General features: G+C 38.9%; 17 protein-coding genes. 8 read left to right on the top strand and 9 right to left on the bottom strand.

Annotated elements, in window-relative coordinates; all coding sequences use genetic code 11:
- Positions 1-32 precede the first annotated feature (32 nt).
- The 5 genes from EWU23_RS11530 to EWU23_RS11510 form a co-directional block, all read right to left on the bottom strand.
- Positions 33-1070, bottom strand: a complete 1038-nt coding sequence (locus EWU23_RS11530; protein WP_166232325.1) for a glycosyltransferase family 2 protein — start codon at positions 1068-1070, stop codon at positions 33-35.
- Positions 1070-2014: a glycoside hydrolase family protein gene (locus tag EWU23_RS11525; protein ID WP_166232323.1), complete on the bottom strand. Its 945-nt coding sequence runs from the start codon at positions 2012-2014 to the stop codon at positions 1070-1072. The genes EWU23_RS11530 and EWU23_RS11525 overlap by 1 nt, the downstream gene beginning before the upstream one ends.
- 49 nt (positions 2015-2063) lie before the next feature.
- Complete coding sequence (locus EWU23_RS11520) at positions 2064-2810, bottom strand: NIPSNAP family protein (RefSeq protein WP_166232321.1); 747 nt, start codon at positions 2808-2810, stop codon at positions 2064-2066.
- Between the two features lie 198 nt (positions 2811-3008).
- Positions 3009-3581, bottom strand: a complete 573-nt coding sequence (locus tag EWU23_RS11515; protein WP_166232319.1) for a hypothetical protein — start codon at positions 3579-3581, stop codon at positions 3009-3011.
- A 63-nt stretch (positions 3582-3644) separates the two neighbouring features.
- Positions 3645-4817, bottom strand: coding sequence for a PepSY domain-containing protein (locus EWU23_RS11510; RefSeq protein ID WP_166232317.1), 1173 nt, complete (start codon positions 4815-4817; stop codon positions 3645-3647).
- A gap of 204 nt (positions 4818-5021) precedes the next feature.
- On the opposite strand from EWU23_RS11510, the gene EWU23_RS11505 reads away from it, so the two are divergent.
- Positions 5022-5165 carry a hypothetical protein gene (locus tag EWU23_RS11505; RefSeq protein WP_166232315.1) on the top strand — a complete coding sequence of 48 codons (144 nt, stop codon included), beginning with the start codon at positions 5022-5024 and terminating at the stop codon, positions 5163-5165.
- Between the two features lie 77 nt (positions 5166-5242).
- Entirely contained in the window at positions 5243-6073 is an 831-nt protein-coding gene (gene lgt, locus EWU23_RS11500) for a prolipoprotein diacylglyceryl transferase (protein ID WP_205753170.1), read from the top strand.
- Positions 6074-6086: 13 nt separating this feature from the next.
- On the opposite strand, the gene EWU23_RS11495 is transcribed toward lgt, so the two are convergent.
- Genes EWU23_RS11495 through EWU23_RS11485 form a run of 3 tightly spaced genes read right to left on the bottom strand, consistent with a single transcriptional unit; the run spans position 6087 to position 9269 of the window.
- Positions 6087-7094: a pyridoxal phosphate-dependent aminotransferase family protein gene (locus EWU23_RS11495; RefSeq protein WP_166232313.1), complete on the bottom strand. Its 1008-nt coding sequence runs from the start codon at positions 7092-7094 to the stop codon at positions 6087-6089.
- On the bottom strand, positions 7087-8109 hold the full coding sequence (locus EWU23_RS11490) for a dipeptide epimerase (protein ID WP_166232311.1): 1023 nt from the start codon (positions 8107-8109) through the stop codon (positions 7087-7089). Before EWU23_RS11490 ends, EWU23_RS11495 begins: the two co-directional genes overlap by 8 nt.
- 2 nt (positions 8110-8111) lie before the next feature.
- A complete protein-coding gene (locus EWU23_RS11485; RefSeq protein ID WP_166232309.1) occupies positions 8112-9269 on the bottom strand; it encodes a molybdopterin molybdotransferase MoeA in 1158 nt (385 codons plus the stop codon).
- An 88-nt stretch (positions 9270-9357) separates the two neighbouring features.
- Between EWU23_RS11485 and moaC the strand changes: the two genes are divergently transcribed.
- Both moaC and EWU23_RS11475 read left to right on the top strand, forming a co-directional pair.
- Entirely contained in the window at positions 9358-9831 is a 474-nt protein-coding gene (moaC, locus tag EWU23_RS11480; protein ID WP_166232307.1) for a cyclic pyranopterin monophosphate synthase MoaC, read from the top strand.
- A 1-nt stretch (position 9832) separates the two neighbouring features.
- Complete coding sequence (locus EWU23_RS11475; protein ID WP_166232305.1) at positions 9833-10492, top strand: thiamine diphosphokinase; 660 nt, start codon at positions 9833-9835, stop codon at positions 10490-10492.
- On the opposite strand, the gene EWU23_RS11470 is transcribed toward EWU23_RS11475, so the two are convergent.
- A complete protein-coding gene (locus EWU23_RS11470; protein ID WP_235942211.1) occupies positions 10489-11724 on the bottom strand; it encodes a replication-associated recombination protein A in 1236 nt (411 codons plus the stop codon). The two genes, EWU23_RS11475 and EWU23_RS11470, sit on opposite strands and share 4 nt — an antisense overlap.
- Positions 11725-11875: 151 nt before the next feature.
- Between EWU23_RS11470 and EWU23_RS11465 the strand changes: the two genes are divergently transcribed.
- The 4 genes from EWU23_RS11465 to EWU23_RS11450 all read left to right on the top strand — a co-directional run bounded on the left by EWU23_RS11465 (position 11876) and on the right by EWU23_RS11450 (position 17749).
- Positions 11876-12799 carry a sugar phosphate isomerase/epimerase family protein gene (locus EWU23_RS11465; protein WP_166232301.1) on the top strand — a complete coding sequence of 308 codons (924 nt, stop codon included), beginning with the start codon at positions 11876-11878 and terminating at the stop codon, positions 12797-12799.
- 129 nt (positions 12800-12928) lie between these two features.
- Positions 12929-14263: an amidohydrolase gene (locus tag EWU23_RS11460; RefSeq protein WP_166232299.1), complete on the top strand. Its 1335-nt coding sequence runs from the start codon at positions 12929-12931 to the stop codon at positions 14261-14263.
- A gap of 75 nt (positions 14264-14338) precedes the next feature.
- Entirely contained in the window at positions 14339-16462 is a 2124-nt protein-coding gene (locus EWU23_RS11455) for a bifunctional aldolase/short-chain dehydrogenase (RefSeq protein WP_166232297.1), read from the top strand.
- A 15-nt stretch (positions 16463-16477) separates the two neighbouring features.
- Complete coding sequence (locus EWU23_RS11450; protein WP_166232295.1) at positions 16478-17749, top strand: TIM barrel protein; 1272 nt, start codon at positions 16478-16480, stop codon at positions 17747-17749.

Raw genomic sequence — 17749 nt, 5'->3', positions numbered from 1 at the left:
ACCCTGTAAAATCCTAATGGACTTATCCTGATTTATGACCGAATTCCTAAAAATCGATTCATTTTTTTACGAAAGGCTAAATAGGCTAAAAAGGAATCAGCCGTAAAAACATGTTCTTTAAACAGTCTTTTCCAATCTTCTACATGGAGCTTTTGAGGAGAATGAGCTGATGCTTTCCATAAATAATAACATCTTTTAAGGAATGACTTTTCATTCTCTGTAATCCTCGTTAAAAGTAAATGATATTCAAAGAGGATGGGTTGGATTAAATCTTGGTATTTTGAATGGGTATATTCATTGATTTTAGAATACATGAATATACGGTTGTATATAAATGTAGCGGATTTATTACTATCTGTATAACTCATGCCGCCTTCATTTTTTCGATAAACGGACATGGTTTCTGGTAAATAGGCGATAGATCCTTCTTCCGCTAGAATGACGTACAGTGGAATATCCCCACTTTTGGAATGAAAAAACCAATCGGGTAAGGTCTTGACTAGCTTTTTTCGCATCATGACACTGGCAGTAGCCATGAACCATGCTTCTCGTTCTTTTAATAAATCGGTTGAATTAATCCAAGGAGCTTGGTCGATGGGATTAATGAGGGAGGGTTCTCTTTCAGTGCCATCTTCATAAATGATTTGGGCATTATGAAAACAAGCAGAGGCTTCTGGATGGTTATCTAAAAAATCGACTTGTTTTTGGAGTTTATCTGGAGATGTCCAATAATCATCTCCTTCAATATGTACGATATACTCCCCTTGGCAATCAAAAAAGCAATGTAGAAAATTGACCTTTGCTCCTACATTTTCTGGTCGTATATAAGCTTTAATTTTCTCAGGATATAGGTCTGCATAGGATTGGATGATGGAAGCAGTTTGATCAGGTGAGTGATCCTCTCCAATGATGATTTCAAATTCAAAATCCGTTTTTTGTTGCAGAATGTTGTCTAAACAAGTCTGGATGTAATGCTCATGCTTATAGGTAATTAGGCAAACGGAAACCTTAGGTTGTTTGGCCGTTTGAGGATTACGATAAAGATGATGATTCAAGTAGCTAAAATCCATTATTTTTCTTCTAAAATGGCATAACCTACACCGCTTTGACCGAAATGATTTCCATTATAAAACAAGATGGTTTTTTCTTGATGACGAATAACTAAAGGGTATTCAATCATTTCATAATCCCAATCTTGCTCATTGTTGCTTACATCAATACCTGCTAATCCGTCTTGTCTTTTCCAATGGATTCCATCGGTTGATTCCGCATAATAAATCCGATAGGATCGTGCACGATTGGTTCTGTAATCAGTACAGGCACGCGCTGAAAACCACATTTTGTAAATACCATTTTCAATTAAAACCGTTGGTCTGGAGATACCTCCTTCTACTTCATCTTGGTAATCGATGGCTACTTGTCCTTTTCTGTCCCAGTTGATGCCATCCACAGATTCAGCATATTTAATATGGTAGCAAGGCTCCATTAAATTTCCATCAGGAAGCCAATGTGTACAATTTAAATACCAGACTTTGTATTTACCCTGGTCAAAAAGAAAACAGGCCGAGCCATTGAAAAAAGGTTCAGTGGCCGTGGTGCTGATGATAGGCCCGTGGAATTTTTTGGTATAATGTATGCCGTCCGTAGATGAGGCTAAACCTAGGGCATTGTGGTAGGGAATGGTATTTCTAACCGTCCAACCAATATAATATAACCATTTTTCTTCACCGTTTTGCAGAAACCAAGTAGGCATGATTCCACAATCATCAAAGGTTCCAGGAGCCCCTAATGCTAAAATTGGCTCGGGATGAACATACAGGATATTAGATAAATTATTGGAATCTAAATCAATAAAGGAAGCTTGACAACGCCCTTTGGAATCGCGGGCAGAGTAGTATAATCGGATTCGATCCGAATAATTTGTGTCAGCACATACGACATGTGCATATTTTTTTTGATTCCACTCAGATTGGCTGTCTGGACAAAAGAGTAATCCTTGTTTATTCCAACGCATAATTTTTCTTTGTTGTCCCGAAATTTCGGGACAACAAAGATACAAAGCTTTATCGGATAGTTGAAAATGTCGTTGGATGCATGTAGATAGATTCTACTTTGTCGACAATTTTTCCATTTTTTTCTGATTCGTCACGTGCTTTAATCCAATTAGGATCTTTTCTGAATTCATCGAAAGAAGCTTTACCCGCAGCTTCACTGTCGTGAGCTAATAGGTAGACTAAACGAGGCTGAACATTGGGATCTTTCTCGATGGTCTTAAAATAAGCAATGTTCGTCATACCATGTTTTTTGAATAATTTGGTGGTATGATTTCTGAATCTCGCTAAGACATTGTCAATATTATGAGGCGTAGCCGTATAAGTTCTTAGTTCGATGGCCCGGTCAGCACTCTTTGAAGAAGGCTTGATTTTTGGACTAAAATCCGTTGCCATCATGAACGTACTTTCAACCTTGGCGACAATTTTACCCGTTTCTTCTGATTTTCTAGCTACTTCTTTCCATTCTGGATCACGTCCAAAACGCTTCCAAGAGCTATCACGTTCTACTTGGTTAGGGTAGGATAAAATGTAGTAAAGTGCATTTTTTTCATTGTTATTGGGAATCCAATAACCCACATTAGTCATACCATGTTTTTCGAAAATTTTGGTGGTATGGTTAGTAAAACGTTGGATTAACGCATCTAATCTGCCTGGGTGGCAATAGTAAACACGTAATTCGTAATAACGGCTGTCAGGTTTTTTCGCAATCATCTGAATGGAGACGAATAATAGGAGGAGAGTAAATAATTTTTTCATAGGTAATTTTGGGGTAAAATGGTTGTAATGTGTTTGTTTTTGTTAATAGTTTAGCTCTCAGATTTGTCAACTCTTCAAGAGTTGACAAATCTAAGTTAATACTTGACAAATTAACTTAGATTAATCTTGAGGCAAAGGTATGATTTGAAACAAGTTTTTTATCCTGCTTTCTGATTATTTTAATCAAGTGCTTGGATTTTAGCTACCTAGTCGGTTCGAAAGGATTTTATGGACTACCATAAAAAGCATTTCAGGTTTGGCAGTTCGCCAATTTGGGATTTGCAAGGTTCCTCCAAAATTGATGTAATAATCGATTTTGTATTTATTCCATTCTTTTTCAATGAATTCAGGAAAGCAAAGTCCGGCAATCCATCCATCTTCCACTTCTTCAAACCATTCAGCATAGTAATCATCCTCCCAGGAACCATGAAAATTAAAGACATTTTCACCCACAAGGATGAAGTATTTGATTCCAGCTGCTAATAAATGGTCTATGACTCCTCGTTTAAATAACATGATATCATTGTGCAAGGTGTCGTTCCATTCTCCCATCAATTCAATAATGGTAAACTGTAAGGAGTAATCGGTGAAAAGAATCTTACAATAGAGTGTTTCTGAATCGATTTCATCCCATAGTGGATGAATGTAATAACTATAAATCGTATGGACATATTCGGTATTGGAATATGTTCTCCCGTAAAATGGAGATTTAGGGTCATGGGAAGCATTGTATATGGATTCCCATTGATAGGAAGGCTCAATTTCTTGCATATCACTCGAAATAACAAAAAAAGGCTTGCGAGAGCAAGCCTTTTTAAACAATCAACCTAATAATTAAAGTTTATGAGCACTCTTGAAATTTCCAGAGAGGTCAAATTCAACTTTATACTTTTTATCTGCAAGCGTAATGATTACTTCAATTTCATAAGCAGATCCATCTTTGCTGACAGATACAGCTTTGGTCAATGCCCAACCAGCATACGTTTTATCTAAGTAAGATATTGCTGTGGAAGGGATTTGATCTTTTGTGATTTCTGCTACTGTGAAGTTGGCTGGATTTGGATTGTCTTTGGGGCCTTTGCCTGCATTGGCTACATAATTGAAATCTTTATCAAACATATAAGTTTGTGAATTTCCTCCAACGCTTACCACTACATGGTAGTGAATAATAACATTGTCTTTTTGAATCGAAATGGCATTTTTCAATGTCCAACCAGCCGCATTTTTATTTAAATAATCGATGATGCCTTGTGGAAGTGTGGTGATTTCAGTTTTCGTTATTTTGATATCATCTTTACTTTCTTCTTCGCTTGAAAGAATTTTTCCAGTGGCATCTATTTTAAAATCCCAGACTTTACCATCCTTTTCAGCGTGAATATGGTATGTAGCAACCCCATTTCCATCTAAACGCATTACCGCATTTTTGAAAGTATATCCTGTAATGGTCGCTTGAACTGCAGCAGGAAGTTCCGTTAAAGCCAAATGACTTACTGCCGCTCCCATGCCTTTTCCTCCTTTTTCTCCTTTTTTACCTTCAATAGTGGAGATCATCGCCCCTGTTTCATCAAACAAAATGGAATATACAGTAGCTTCAACTTTAATCTCAACCCGGTAAGTGATAGGAGTACTAGAAGTCTTTTTACCTGCATGAATGAAGGTATAACCAGCATATTTTTCTTTTAAGTAGCTAGTAATTGCTGCAGGTAATTCAGCTTCCGTAATACGAGTAAATGCTTCTTTGATTTCTCCGCTTTTGTTTAATACCACTTGTGATTCGGTATTACTTACTACAATGTTGGCACCATACAATGAATTACTTTGCAATACGTAATAATCTACTTGCGCAGAGGGATAGGTGTTTGAAACAGTTGTTTTAACAGCAGTTGGAATGAAATTCTGACTAACAAAGCCAGTGGCATCCGATGTAGGATTTAATGCATCTTCTTTAGAGCAACTTGCTAGGCCAATAGAGGCTACTAGGGCGAATGTAAGCAATGGGTTTTTCATATGATTAAATTTTATTTTGACAGTTAAACGGAGAGTGATTTCGTTTTCGTATCAAAAATATGAGATGTTTCGGTACACTCATGCAACCAATCGACCAATGGGCGCATCTTGACTACCAATCATCACAATTAAATAAATAATTATAGTACCTTGTATTGCAAAGTACTATATGTTTGCTACATTTGCCTATCAATAAATTAATATATGAAAAAGAAACTAGTTGTTCTATTAATTTTAGGAGTTCTTTTCGCCTCGGATTCTTTTGCTTTAGGTTTTCCACATCGTTTATTTCCTGCTAAAGTGTTAAAGAAGGCAGTAAGTTTAGTGATTCCTAGAGTACAAAAATAATTTGTAGCATCTTCGACGTTTGGCAATTATCCTAAATTTTGTCTTAAATTTGGATTGCTATATTTAACGTCAATCCCATGATTTTATCGTTTATTGATTGGAATCCCGATCCAACCATATTTGAACTTTTCGGTTTTCCAGTTCGTTGGTACGGACTTTGTTTTGCTATGGCTTTTTTAGCTGGCTTCCAGGTATTAAGCTATATTTTCAAGAAAGAAGGTAGACCTACTGAGCAAGCAGATCATTTATTGATTTATGCCATGCTTGCCACGGTGATTGGTGCCCGAGTAGGTCATTATTTCTTCTATGAATTCCCTTTATTACAAGCAGATCCCATTCGGTTTTTTACTCAAATGATTATTCCTCCTTATTCAGGATTGGCATCACATGGAGCGGGAATCGGGCTTTTTACAGCATTTTATTTATATACTAGAAAATATCCTGGTCAATCTTATTTATATGTAACAGACCGAGTCGTACCCACGGTAGCGCTAGGTGGATTTTTTATCCGTATGGGTAACTTAATGAATTCAGAAATTGTAGGAAAACCCACTCAATTACCTTGGGGATTCAAGTTTTATCGAGATACTGAATTTAATTCCATGGGTAATGCTGACGTATTAGCTAGGCATCCATCTCAACTTTATGAGGCTCTTTCCTGTTTGGTGTTATTTTTCGTCATCATGTGGTTTTGGTCCAAGAAAAAGGAGAAAACACCTGAAGGCCTCATTACTGGATGGTTCATGATTATATTGTTCGCCCTACGTTTTTTCTATGAATTTTTGAAAGAAAATCAGAGTGAATTTGAAAATTATATGACCTTAAATATGGGTCAAATCTTGTCGATTCCCGCCATGCTATTTGGGGTGGCGGTATTACTTTATGCCAAAAAAAAGCAGGCCCTTTGAAATAATAAGGTAATTATTCTTGAAGAAGCTGACTTAATTCCACTAGGTCAGCTTTTTTTAATGTTGCATGAATCGAGGCCCTACCTATGGCTGGATCATTCCATTTGGGGTAGGAAAATTGATTCATTTTAAACCCATGAGCTTCTAATCGTTGAATGATGTTTTCATTATCTGTGCAAAAGGAAGGATGACCTGGAGCCCAAATAATGGGTGAACCTGCCAACTGGGATTGAAAGATATTCATATTTTCCCTTAGCCTCTCTCTTTGTTCTTCATAGGCTTTTTGGGCATGCAAGCAGGCATAACAAAAAGCCAAATTGGGGGGGGAACTTCCAATCCAGATAGGATCTTTTTTGATTTCTTCAATCTGGTCTTTGGGGCCAAGAATAATACCTGCTGGAATTCCGTAGGCTTTAGATAGGGAGGCTGTTTGGATAATTTGAGCCGAACTGGTTATTTGAATATCCTGAACACCTATTCGATGTGATTCATCTACCAAAAGATATTGATCTGGTAGGAGTTGTTTTGTCCATTCAAAATCAAATAATTCAACAAAAGGAGTTCTGATTCCATCAGTCCCTAAGATGTTAGCATTCCCCCATAAGCTAGCTTGAATCCAAGACTCACGAGTTCCTTCCCAAGGAGTATGAAGAAAAGTGGTGATAGCTGGATGACTGTGTGGGGCAATGAAATAAGTAGCTTGAGGGAATTGTTTGAGCAAATGTTGCAGGGCAATCTGACCTGCAGCAAAACCAGATGAACAAAGGGCCGCCGCTTCATGCCCAAATTTTTCCGCCAAAGCTTGTTCTAAATCATCCCAAACAGCAAACTGAATATTATTTCTTCGGGAACTACCCCAGTTTTGAGGAAATAATTCAATCCCTTTTTTCAGTTTTTCATTAAATAGAGAATGTTCTCCAATTCCTAAATAATTGGTTCCTCCTAACCAACGAAAAGGCTTTCCCTCTATGTATATGATTCTCCCGGGAATGGAATCAGCAAAATGAGTAAAATTAGCCATGTTGAATCAATTTTGCTCCAGTTCCTCCTTCTTTGGCATAGATGACATGGCCAAAATCGATGCGTATACCTTGTGAAATTTTATCTTCTACCAATAAACATCCATCCATATCTACATAATCCAATAGTGGGAGCAATTGGGCAATGGCCGAGCAACCAATGGTAGATTCCGTCATGCAACCCACCATGATTTTTAAACCTAAATTTCGACCTTGTTGAATCATACGTAAAGCCGGTGTAATACCCCCACATTTCATCAGTTTGATGTTAATCCCATGGAAATATTCAGCACATTGAGATACATCAGATTCCGTAATGCAACTTTCATCGGCAATGATTGGTAGAGCAGATTCCTTTTTCAAGCGTTTCATACCTTCCCAATTGTCTGCTTTCAACGGCTGCTCAATGAATTCCACTCCCAAGGCTTTTAATTTAGGAGCAAATTCCAAGGTTTGTTCGACGGTCCATGCGGTATTGGCATCCACCCGGAATACAGCATCTGTTTCTTTTCGAAGTGCTTCAATGATTTCAATATCCTGATGAGTCCCTAATTTAATTTTATACAAAGGAAAAGGCATTTCTTTCATTTTAGCCACCATCACATCCAAGGTATCCATGCCGATGGTATAATCTGTAATGGGATTATGTGAAATGTCTAAACCCCATAATTGGAATAAGGCCTTATCATGTGTTTTGCCCCATAAATCCCAATAAGCCACATCCAAAGCACATAAGGCAAAAGGATGATCATCCAACAAGGTTTTGGACATCATTTTCCAGAAATCATTGGGGTGGGGGAGTATATCACTGGGCAAAAAGCTACGAATACTTTCCAACTGAGAAATCATTTTCTCCATGGTGACACCATAATAGGGTGTTTCTGTCGCCTCTCCATATCCACTTTTTCCATGCCAGGTTAACTCCACAATGAGTGTCGGTTGCACATCCCTAGATTCATGCGTGATGGTGAAGGTATGCTTCAAAGGCAAGTCAAAAGTATGTATGTGCAATTCCATAGCTACAAAGGAAAATAGATTAATTCTTCACTCGTATCATTCGCTTTTTGCCAAGCTAGGGCATCGGCATGTTGCCAATGAACTAAGTCGCCAGAACCATTGTGTTTCAAGATTTCAGCAGCATGCTCACTCGTCCACTGTATTGGAATCCAATGATCTACATTAGCTAATGGGGCTGGCAGTCCAGTAATTTTAACTTGAGGAAAAGGAGTTCGTTGATCTTGTAACCAAGATAAAAAATAAATAGAAAAACACACTAAGGTAGAGATGGGATTTCCTGGAAAAGCAAAAATAACTTTTCCGTCATCTCGACTTCCTACCCAAAGGGGTTTGCCTGGTTTTTGGGCAATTTTATGGAATTTGGCTTCAAAGCCTAAGTCCTTTAAAATACTTGGAATATAGTCTTTTTTACCTGCGGAAACTCCACCAGACAGCAATAGGATATCGCTTTTTTCCAAACTAAACTTTATTGCTTGATGAATGATACTGGGTTCATCGGGCAAATGCAGATGATAAGATGGTATACCCATATGCTGCAAAGCAGATTGCATCATGATGGAATTGGAGCTTCTGATTTGATGATCTAAGGGTGTTGATTCTATGGAAACTAATTCATCTCCTGTTGAAAAAACATGGATTTCTCCCAGACTTTCAATCCATAATTTGGAATAACCGACACTGGCAGCAATGGCAATATGATTGGCTTTTAATCGGGTACCTTTTTTTAAAATAACGTGTCCTTGAAGTATATCAATCCCCTTTTGGTGAATAAAATTACCTTTTTCAATGCTTTCATTTTTGCAGGAAACCCACTTCTCTCCCTCTTTTTCAAAAAACTCAAGGTCTTCCACCTTGACAACAGCCACGGCATTTTTAGGAAGAGGGGACCCCGTCATAATTTCCCAAGCCCCATTTGGATGTACTAGTGTTTTTTGAGCTTCACCTGCAAAAACTATCCCTTCCCATTTCCATTCTCTGATTTCCACATTTCCAATAGCAATACCATCCATCATCACGCGGTCAAAAGGAGGGAAGTCTCGATCTGCCAATACATCTTCCAGCAATATCCCTCCCAAACATTGGATGAGGACTTGATGGACTTTTTGTCTAGGAACAGGGATTTCTTGTAAAATTTGAAATGCTTCTTGAGGCTTTAACATATCTTTTCCTTGGGCTTAATCTATAAATTTCTAAAAAAATCGCTGAAATGACTCAATAGATGTATTTTTGTTTTCAATAAGCATCAATATGGCAGCAGAATTTTCACATTTGGACTCACAAAATCAACCTGGAATGGTGGATGTAGGAGCTAAAAATAGTACGACTAGAGAAGCAAAAGCTCAATCTATTGTGTATTTAGGGGCTGATCTCATCCAGCATTTTGAAGCAGCAGGCTGGCAAAATAAAAAGGGTAGTATTTTGCAAACGGCCATTATAGCTGGTACAATGGCAGCGAAGAGAACTGGAGATTTAATACCGCTTTGTCATCCTTTAGGTTTAGACGCTTGTACTTTTGACATGGATGTTCAAGCGGAAGAGATCATCATCACCTGTACTTGTCGACTACATGCCAAAACAGGTGTAGAAATGGAAGCTTTAGTGGGAGCCAGTGTTGCAGCCTTAACCATTTACGACATGTGTAAATCTGTTTCCAAGGGTTTGGTTATTCGAGAAACCAAATTATTGTCGAAATCCGGTGGTAAATCAGACTTCCAAGCCTAATATGTCCTCACATCATATCATCCGAGATAAGCAAGAACCCGCCTTAATCATTGCGAATGGAGAGGCTTGTTCCATCGATATGTTGGAGCAGTTGCTTGAGTGGTCTCCTACGGTTATTGTCTTGGATGGAGCCCTAGAGCGGGTGCTTGAATTGGGCATTAAAGTAGATGTTTGGTTAGGAGATTTTGATCGGTCGTTTAGTTCGGGGAATAATTATGATGATTATCCATTGAAAAAAATTCATACGCCAGACCAAGACAAGACGGATTTAGAAAAGGCATTTGACTATTTGATGGAAGAAGGTTATCCTAGTGTGAATGTGGTTTGGGCTACTGGAAAACGGATGGACCATACCCTCAATAATTTTCATTCTATGGCTAAGTATGGCCGAGAGTTGAAAATAGTCATGATTGACGATTATTCTGTGAGTTATTTATTGCCGCCTGTTTTTGAAAAGTGGTATCCAGAAGGAACCTCCATCTCACTTATGCCCATGGCGGAGGCGAAACAAATATCCAGTTCAGGATTATTATATGAATTGGATCGCTTGGACCTTTGTATTGGTTTTCGTACAGGCTCTAGCAATGTGACAAAAGCCGATGGAATGGTGAAAATCACCTACGAAAGCGGACAATTACTCTTGATGGAGTGCCACGATTAATCTTCTTTAGTAGCATTTTTTGAACGCATTTTGTCCTCCGCAGGATTATTGGCAGGCTGATAAAAGGTGGGATTTCCATCCATTTCTGGCATATAGCTTTGAGCCACCCAATGTCCGGGGTAATTGTGCGGATATTTATAATCAGCCCCGTAATTCAACTCCTTCATGAGTTTGGTAGGGGCATTTCTTAAATGCAAGGGAACGGGTAAATTGCCGGTTTTTTCGACAAAAGCTAAGGCTTCATCAATGGCCAAATAGGCTGAATTGCTTTTTGGGGAATTGGCTAAATAAATAACCGTTTGTGAGAGTATAATGCGTGATTCTGGATTTCCAATGACACGGATGGAATCAAAACAGGCCTGTGCTAATAAAAGCGCATTGGGATTAGCTAAACCAATGTCCTCTGAGGCTAAAATTAGTAATCGTCGACCGATAAATTCCAAGGATTCTCCACCTTGAAGCATTCTGGCCAACCAATAAATAGCCGCATTGGCGTCTGAGCCACGAATGGATTTAATGAATGCTGAAATGATGTCGTAATGTTGCTCCCCATCTTTATCATACAGAGCTAGATTTTTTTGTAACCTTTCTGTTACTAAAGCATTGGTGATGGTCAATGCATTGGAATTAGCTGAACTCACCAGTAATTCAAACAAATTGTACAACTTTCTGCCATCTCCTCCTGAAAAATGGTACAGAGCGTCGGTCTCTTGAAGGGTGATTTGTTTGCCTTTGAAAAGTGGGTCAACTAGTAGGGCTTTTTCCAGCATCTGAACCATGTGGCTTTCTAGCAGTGGTTGAAGTACATAAACCTGGCAACGAGAAAGCAAAGCGGAAATCACTTCAAATGAAGGATTTTCTGTTGTAGCTCCAATCAAGGTAACAATTCCTTTTTCTACTGCACCGAGCAAAGAATCTTGTTGGGATTTAGAAAAACGGTGAATCTCATCAATAAAAAGAATGGGTGAATTCACGTCGAACATCCTATTTTTCTTAGCTAGATCCAAGGTTTCTCGCACCTCTTTTACCCCTGAAGATACCGCAGAAAGTGTATAAATGGTTCTTTTTAAGGCGGTAGCTAATAATACGGCTAGGGTTGTCTTACCGACGCCCGGAGGCCCCCACAGGATACAAGAAGGTAAATGTCCGGCATCAATAGCCCTTCGAAGTGGACCTTGAGATCCCATCAAATGTTCTTGTCCAATATAGTCCTCCAATAGGGAAGGACGCATTCGTTCGGCGAGCGGTTGCATAGAATTCGAAGTTACGCTTTTTAACTAAACCCGAGATGGGCTTTTGGTGAATCAGGATAAATAATCTCAGAAAAGGATAAATAATTCATTTAGAATTCTAATTTTGAAAGATAAATAAATCTAAATAATTATGAATTCATCGCGTAGATCATTTTTACAGAAAGGAGCTATTGCTTTAGGAGCAGCAGCCTTTACTTCATCGACATGGGAGGCCTTAGCCAATGCCAAAGCCAAAAAAATAGTAGGTGTTCAATTGTATTCCATTCGGGAGGACATGAAAGCAGACCCTATGGGTACTTTAACGAAATTGGCAGAAATGGGCTACAAATACGTAGAGCATGCTAATTATGTGAACCGTAAATTTTATGGCTGGTCGGCCCAAGAATTTAGAAAGAGATTGGACGGATTAGGTATGAAAATGCCGAGTGGTCATACCGTGATGGGTAAACAACATTGGGATGAGTCGAAAAAGGAATTTACCGATTTGTGGAAATATACCGTAGAAGATGCAGCGGTATGTGGACAAGAGATTGTGATCAGTCCTTCTTTGGATAAGTTGATTCGTACATCCTCTAGCCTATTCAAAACCTATATGGATGTGTTTAATAAGTCGGGTGAGTTATGCCAAAAATCGGGTATGCGTTTTGGGTATCACAACCATGATTTTGAATTTTCAGAGAAATTGGATGGTGTTACTTTGTTTGATTTAATTATGGAAAACACGGATTCGAAATTAGTCGCTCAGCAATTAGACATAGGTAATATGATTAATGGAGGAGGTATTCCAGCTGATATATTGAAGAAATATCCGGGTCGTTTTGTATCCATGCACGTAAAAGATGAGATTGCTGCAGCTCCAGGTCATGGTGAAAAATATGAAAGTACGATTTTAGGTACAGGAATTATTTCCGTTTTGGATATGGTGAAATTGGGAGAAAAGAAAGGTGGAACCAAGCATTTTATCATTGAGCAAGAATCATATCAAGGTAAAAAACCTATTGATTGCGTGAAGGAAGATTTAGAAATCATGAAGAAGTGGGGATACGTCTCTTAATATGCTGAGCTAAATGGCTTAGAAATAATGAAGCTATCTTAAGATTTGATTTTTTGTATATTGCATCCACTAATTTGTCAAGGAAAGAGCTCTGCTCTTTCCTTTTGTTTGCTATAAAATAACACGGATATGAAAGCATTTATTTCTTTACCTGCCTTATTACTCATGGGTCCATTGGCCTTTTCACAAGCTTCACTTAAGCCCATCATCAATCAAAAAGCGAAAGCGATGGAGTCGAAAACCATTTCTTGGAGAAGGGATTTTCATGAACATCCTGAATTAGGAAATAATGAAATACGTACATCAGGCATCATAGCGGCGCATTTGAGGTCTTTGGGAATAGAAGTACAGGAAAAAGTGGCTAAAACAGGAGTAGTGGGAATTTTGAAAGGGGCAAAGCCAGGGCCTGTAGTAGCTTTACGAGCTGATATGGATGGTTTACCAGTGACAGAACGAGGAGAACTGCCTTTTAAGTCGACGGTAACTACCGAATACAATGGTCAGAAAACGGGAATAATGCATGCCTGCGGGCATGATAGCCACATGGCTATTTTGATGTCCGTGGCAGAAATTTTGGCTTCTGAAAAAGCCAATTTAGCAGGTACCGTGAAATTTATTTTTCAACCGGCAGAGGAAGGAGTATATGGAGCAAGGGGAGAGAAAATCGTATCAGGTGCAGAATTAATGGTTCAGGAAGGGGTGTTAGAAAATCCTAAAGTTGACGCCATTTTTGGATTGCATATTATGGCGGAAGCTGCAACTGGAACCATACAGTATCGTCCGGGAGCCACCATGGCTGCAGTAGATGAATTGGATATTCAAGTCAAAGGAAAGCAAGCTCATGGAGCGTATCCATGGCAAGGGATAGACCCTATTGTCATTTCTTCTCAAATCATTTTGGGTTTACAAACAATCGTTAGTCGTAACGTTAATTTACCTGAAGATCCAGCCATTGTGACGGTAGGAGCTATTCATAGTGGTATTCGATATAACATTATTCCTGAAAGTGCGAGTATGATTGGAACGATTAGGACTTTTGGAACTGAGCAAAGAAAATTAGTGCATCAACGTATTACAGACATTGCGACCAACATTGCTAAAAGTGGAGGAGCCGTGGCTGATGTACACATAAGTACAGGTTATCCAGCGACCATCAATGATGTCAACTTAGTAGATAAAATGCTTCCTTCGCTTATAGAATTGAATGGCCGAGAGAAGGTGCTTTTAAAGCCTGCTCATACGGGTGCAGAAGATTTTAGTTTTTTTCAAGAAAAAATCCCTGGATTCTTTTTCTTTTTGGGAGGAAGACCTTTGGATAAGCTGAGCGTACCGGTGGCAAGTCATCATACTCCTGATTTTCAGATAGATGAGTCTGGATTTCAGCTTGGAGTGAAAGCATTGAGCCATTTAGTGGTCGATTATTTTGAGCAAGCCATACCTATGGCAAAAAAGAGTAAGAAATAAAAATAGGACTGTCCTTATAAAGACTAGGACGGTTTTAACTTGACAAGATTTAATTTTACTGAAAAAAACGGAGATATGTCCCAAAATTATCAGCATGTATCCTACCTATGGGAGGATTCAAAAGCAGCGTCTTTATCTGGAAACGAGGTAGATTTATTTATTTACAGATCCAATATTCTTGGAGCAGATTTAAGAATTACAAATTATGGAGGTGGTAACACTTCGGTAAAAATAAAAGATAAAGATCCTTTAACAGGACAAGAAACAGAAGTGATGTGGATTAAGGGTTCTGGTGGAGACATCGGTACTTTGAAAAAATCAGGATGTGCAGCCTTGTATTTGGATCGTTTATTGAGTTTAGAAAATGTGTATCGTGGTTTAGAGCATGAAGATGAAATGGTGGAATTGTTTAACCATTGCATTTTTGATTTAGCATCTAAAGCACCGTCTATTGATACTCCATTGCATGGTTTTTTGCCATTCAAACATATTGATCACTTGCATCCTGATGCGGCTATTGCGATAGCAGCAGCTAAGGATGGCAAGAAAATCACAGAAGAATTATTCGGAGGACAGATTGGTTGGGTTGGTTGGCAGCGTCCGGGATTTGACTTAGGTCTGCAATTGCGAGCTTGCTTGCAAGAGGCAGCAGCCAATGGGATTCAATTGCGTGGTATCATGTTAGGTTCACATGGATTGTTTACTTGGGCAGATACCTCATATGATTGTTATTTAAACACATTGGACGTCATTGAAAAGTGTGCAGAATACATCAAACAAAATGAAGGCAAGACTAGACCTGTATTTGGAGGTCCTAAAATAACTTCTTTAGACACAGATAAGCGTATTTCTCAAGCGAAAGCTATTGCTCCCGTGTTGAGAGGTTTTTGTTCATCTTATGTACAGATGATTGGACATTTCTCAGATGATGAGCGTGTACTTCAATTCATTAATTCGAATGATTTAGATGTATTGGCTCCATTAGGAACTTCTTGTCCTGACCACTTTTTACGTACCAAAATTTCCCCATTGGTATTGAATTTGAAACCAGATCAAGATTTATCGGATGTTGACGGAATTAAGGTGCAAATTCAGCCATTGTTTGAGGCATATCGTGTGATGTATGCAGAATACCATGCGACTTGTGCTCGTCCGAACAGCCCAGCTATGCGTGATCCAAACCCGGTGGTTATTTTATATCCAGGAGTTGGGATGTTTACCTTTGCTAAAGATAAGCAAACGGCTCGTGTAGCGGCAGAATTTTATACCAATGCCATCAATGTGATGCGTGGAGCGGAGGCTATTTCAAAATATACTTCTTTACCACGCCAAGAGGCATTCGATATTGAATATTGGTTATTAGAAGAAGCGAAATTACAGCGTATGCCAAAACCAAAGAGCATGTCAGGCCGTGTGGTATTTGTGACAGGTTCAGCTGGTGGAATTGGAAAGGCTATTGCCAAGAAAATGGCTCAAGAAGGTGCTTGCGTGGTGATTAACGACGTGAATGCTGAGCGCATGGAGGAGGCAAAGAAAGAATTTACGGCCTTATTTGGTAAAGATTCAGTATCTACCGTTTTAGCCGATGTTACCAGTCAAGAATCCATTGAAAATGCGATGGGAGAAGCTTGTTTAGCTTTTGGTGGAGTGGATGTGATTGTAAACAATGCAGGTATCAGTATTTCAAAAGGTATTTTAGAGCATACTCAACAAGATTGGGATCGCTTATTTGATATTTTAGTAAAAGGCCAATTCTTGGTTAGCCAAGCAGCTGTGGCTATTATGCGCAAGCAAAACTTAGGAGGAGATATTGTTAATATCGTTTCTAAAAATGCCTTTGTGGCAGGGCCAAATAACGCAGGTTATGGTTCGGCTAAGGCAGCACAGGCTCACATGACGCGTTTATTGGCTGCTGAATTAGGACCAGATCGCATTCGAGTGAATACAGTGAATCCAGATGCGGTGATTGCTGATTCTAATATTTGGGCCGGAGGTTGGGCAGAAGGACGTGCTAAGGCATACGGAATTAAAGTAGAAGAATTGCCTGCTTTCTATGCAAAGCGTACTTTATTGAACCAATCTATTTTACCAGAAGATATTGCCAATGCATGTTATGCATTTGTTGGCGGATTGTTGCATAAATCTACCGGAAATGCATTGAATGTTGACGGAGGAGTAGCAGCAGGATTTTTACGTTAAATCGGAGAGAATTACATGTTTGTTGGAGAAAAATTACATGACCACAATGCGCTTCGTTTGGCGGCGCACGAAAGAAGATATGCTTTTATTAATTCAGAGGTAGCCATTCCATCTGATTTGATATCCAAATTGAAAGATTTTCAGATCGCGATTCCATCTTGGGCCTTGGGCACAGGTGGGACGCGATTTGGTCGTTTTTCAGGAGGAGGAGAGCCGAGGAATTTAGAAGAAAAAATTTCTGATGTGGGTTTATTACATGCATTGAACCAAACTTCAGGTGCCATTTCCTTGCATATTCCATGGGATAGTACTACCAATCCAACAGCGATTAAAGCCTTAGCTGCGCAGCATGGTTTAGCCTTTGATGCAGTCAATTCAAATACTTTTCAGGATCAAGCGAATCAAGCATTGAGCTATAAATTTGGTTCATTGCAACACGTGGATGCAGCGGTAAGAAAGCAAGCCGTTCAGCATAATATTGAGGTGATTCAACAAGGTATTGAATTAGGTTCTAAATCATTAACCGTTTGGTTATCTGACGGATCCTGTTTCCCTGGCCAGTTGAATTTTAGAAAGGCATATGAACGTACAGTTGATAGTTTAAAAGAAATATATGCCGCTTTACCAAGTGATTGGAAGTTGTTTTTAGAATACAAAGCTTACGAACCTAATTTCTATTCTACTACGGTAGGAGATTGGGGCCAATCTTACTCCATGGTGAACAAATTGGGCGAAAAAGCTTATACTTTAGTGGATTTAGGCCATCATTTGCCGAATGCCAATATCGAGCAAATTGTTTCTTTATTGTTGATGGAAGGTAAATTGGGTGGTTTTCACTTCAATGATTCCAAATACGGAGATGATGATTTGACCGCTGGCTCTATCAAGCCATATCAGTTATTCTTGATTTTCAATGAATTAGTGGATGGAATGGATGCCAAAGGAATGAATCATGCTCAAGATTTAGGTTGGATGATTGATGCTTCACATAATGTGAAAGATCCATTAGAAGATTTGTTACAATCAGTGGAAGCTATTCAAATGGCTTATGCTCAGGCATTATTGGTGGATCGTCAGGCTTTAGAAGCGGCTAGAAATGCTAATGATGTGGTGGTTTGTCAGGAGATTTTGCAAACAGCTTTCCGTACGGATGTTCGTTCATTGGTGGCACAAGCTAGATTAGAATTAGGGGGAGCCTTAGATCCTTTGGCTTTATTCCGCGAATTAGGTATTAGAAATCAATTGATTCAACAAAGAGGCGCCAAAACCCAAGCTACGGGATTATAA

The sequence above is a fragment of the Aquirufa beregesia genome (genome assembly GCF_011090385.1).
In the GTDB taxonomy this organism is placed as follows: Bacteria; Bacteroidota; Bacteroidia; order Cytophagales; family Spirosomataceae; genus Aquirufa; species Aquirufa beregesia.
This window is presented reverse-complemented; position numbering and strand designations above follow the sequence as displayed.

Coding starts and splice junctions, on each gene's coding strand:
- EWU23_RS11485 (WP_166232309.1), bottom strand. CDS start 9,269: ATGTTAAAGCCTCAAGAAGCATTTCAAATTTTACAAGAAATCCCTGTT.
- moaC (WP_166232307.1), top strand. CDS start 9,358: ATGGCAGCAGAATTTTCACATTTGGACTCACAAAATCAACCTGGAATG.
- EWU23_RS11520 (WP_166232321.1), bottom strand. CDS start 2,810: ATGAAAAAATTATTTACTCTCCTCCTATTATTCGTCTCCATTCAGATG.
- EWU23_RS11530 (WP_166232325.1), bottom strand. CDS start 1,070: ATGGATTTTAGCTACTTGAATCATCATCTTTATCGTAATCCTCAAACG.
- EWU23_RS11490 (WP_166232311.1), bottom strand. CDS start 8,109: ATGGAATTGCACATACATACTTTTGACTTGCCTTTGAAGCATACCTTC.
- EWU23_RS11515 (WP_166232319.1), bottom strand. CDS start 3,581: ATGCAAGAAATTGAGCCTTCCTATCAATGGGAATCCATATACAATGCT.
- EWU23_RS11510 (WP_166232317.1), bottom strand. CDS start 4,817: ATGAAAAACCCATTGCTTACATTCGCCCTAGTAGCCTCTATTGGCCTA.
- EWU23_RS11475 (WP_166232305.1), top strand. CDS start 9,833: ATGTCCTCACATCATATCATCCGAGATAAGCAAGAACCCGCCTTAATC.
- EWU23_RS11495 (WP_166232313.1), bottom strand. CDS start 7,094: ATGGCTAATTTTACTCATTTTGCTGATTCCATTCCCGGGAGAATCATA.
- EWU23_RS11470 (WP_235942211.1), bottom strand. CDS start 11,724: ATGCGTCCTTCCCTATTGGAGGACTATATTGGACAAGAACATTTGATG.
- EWU23_RS11450 (WP_166232295.1), top strand. CDS start 16,478: ATGTTTGTTGGAGAAAAATTACATGACCACAATGCGCTTCGTTTGGCG.
- lgt (WP_205753170.1), top strand. CDS start 5,243: ATGATTTTATCGTTTATTGATTGGAATCCCGATCCAACCATATTTGAA.
- EWU23_RS11505 (WP_166232315.1), top strand. CDS start 5,022: ATGAAAAAGAAACTAGTTGTTCTATTAATTTTAGGAGTTCTTTTCGCC.
- EWU23_RS11460 (WP_166232299.1), top strand. CDS start 12,929: ATGAAAGCATTTATTTCTTTACCTGCCTTATTACTCATGGGTCCATTG.
- EWU23_RS11465 (WP_166232301.1), top strand. CDS start 11,876: ATGAATTCATCGCGTAGATCATTTTTACAGAAAGGAGCTATTGCTTTA.
- EWU23_RS11455 (WP_166232297.1), top strand. CDS start 14,339: ATGTCCCAAAATTATCAGCATGTATCCTACCTATGGGAGGATTCAAAA.
- EWU23_RS11525 (WP_166232323.1), bottom strand. CDS start 2,014: ATGCGTTGGAATAAACAAGGATTACTCTTTTGTCCAGACAGCCAATCT.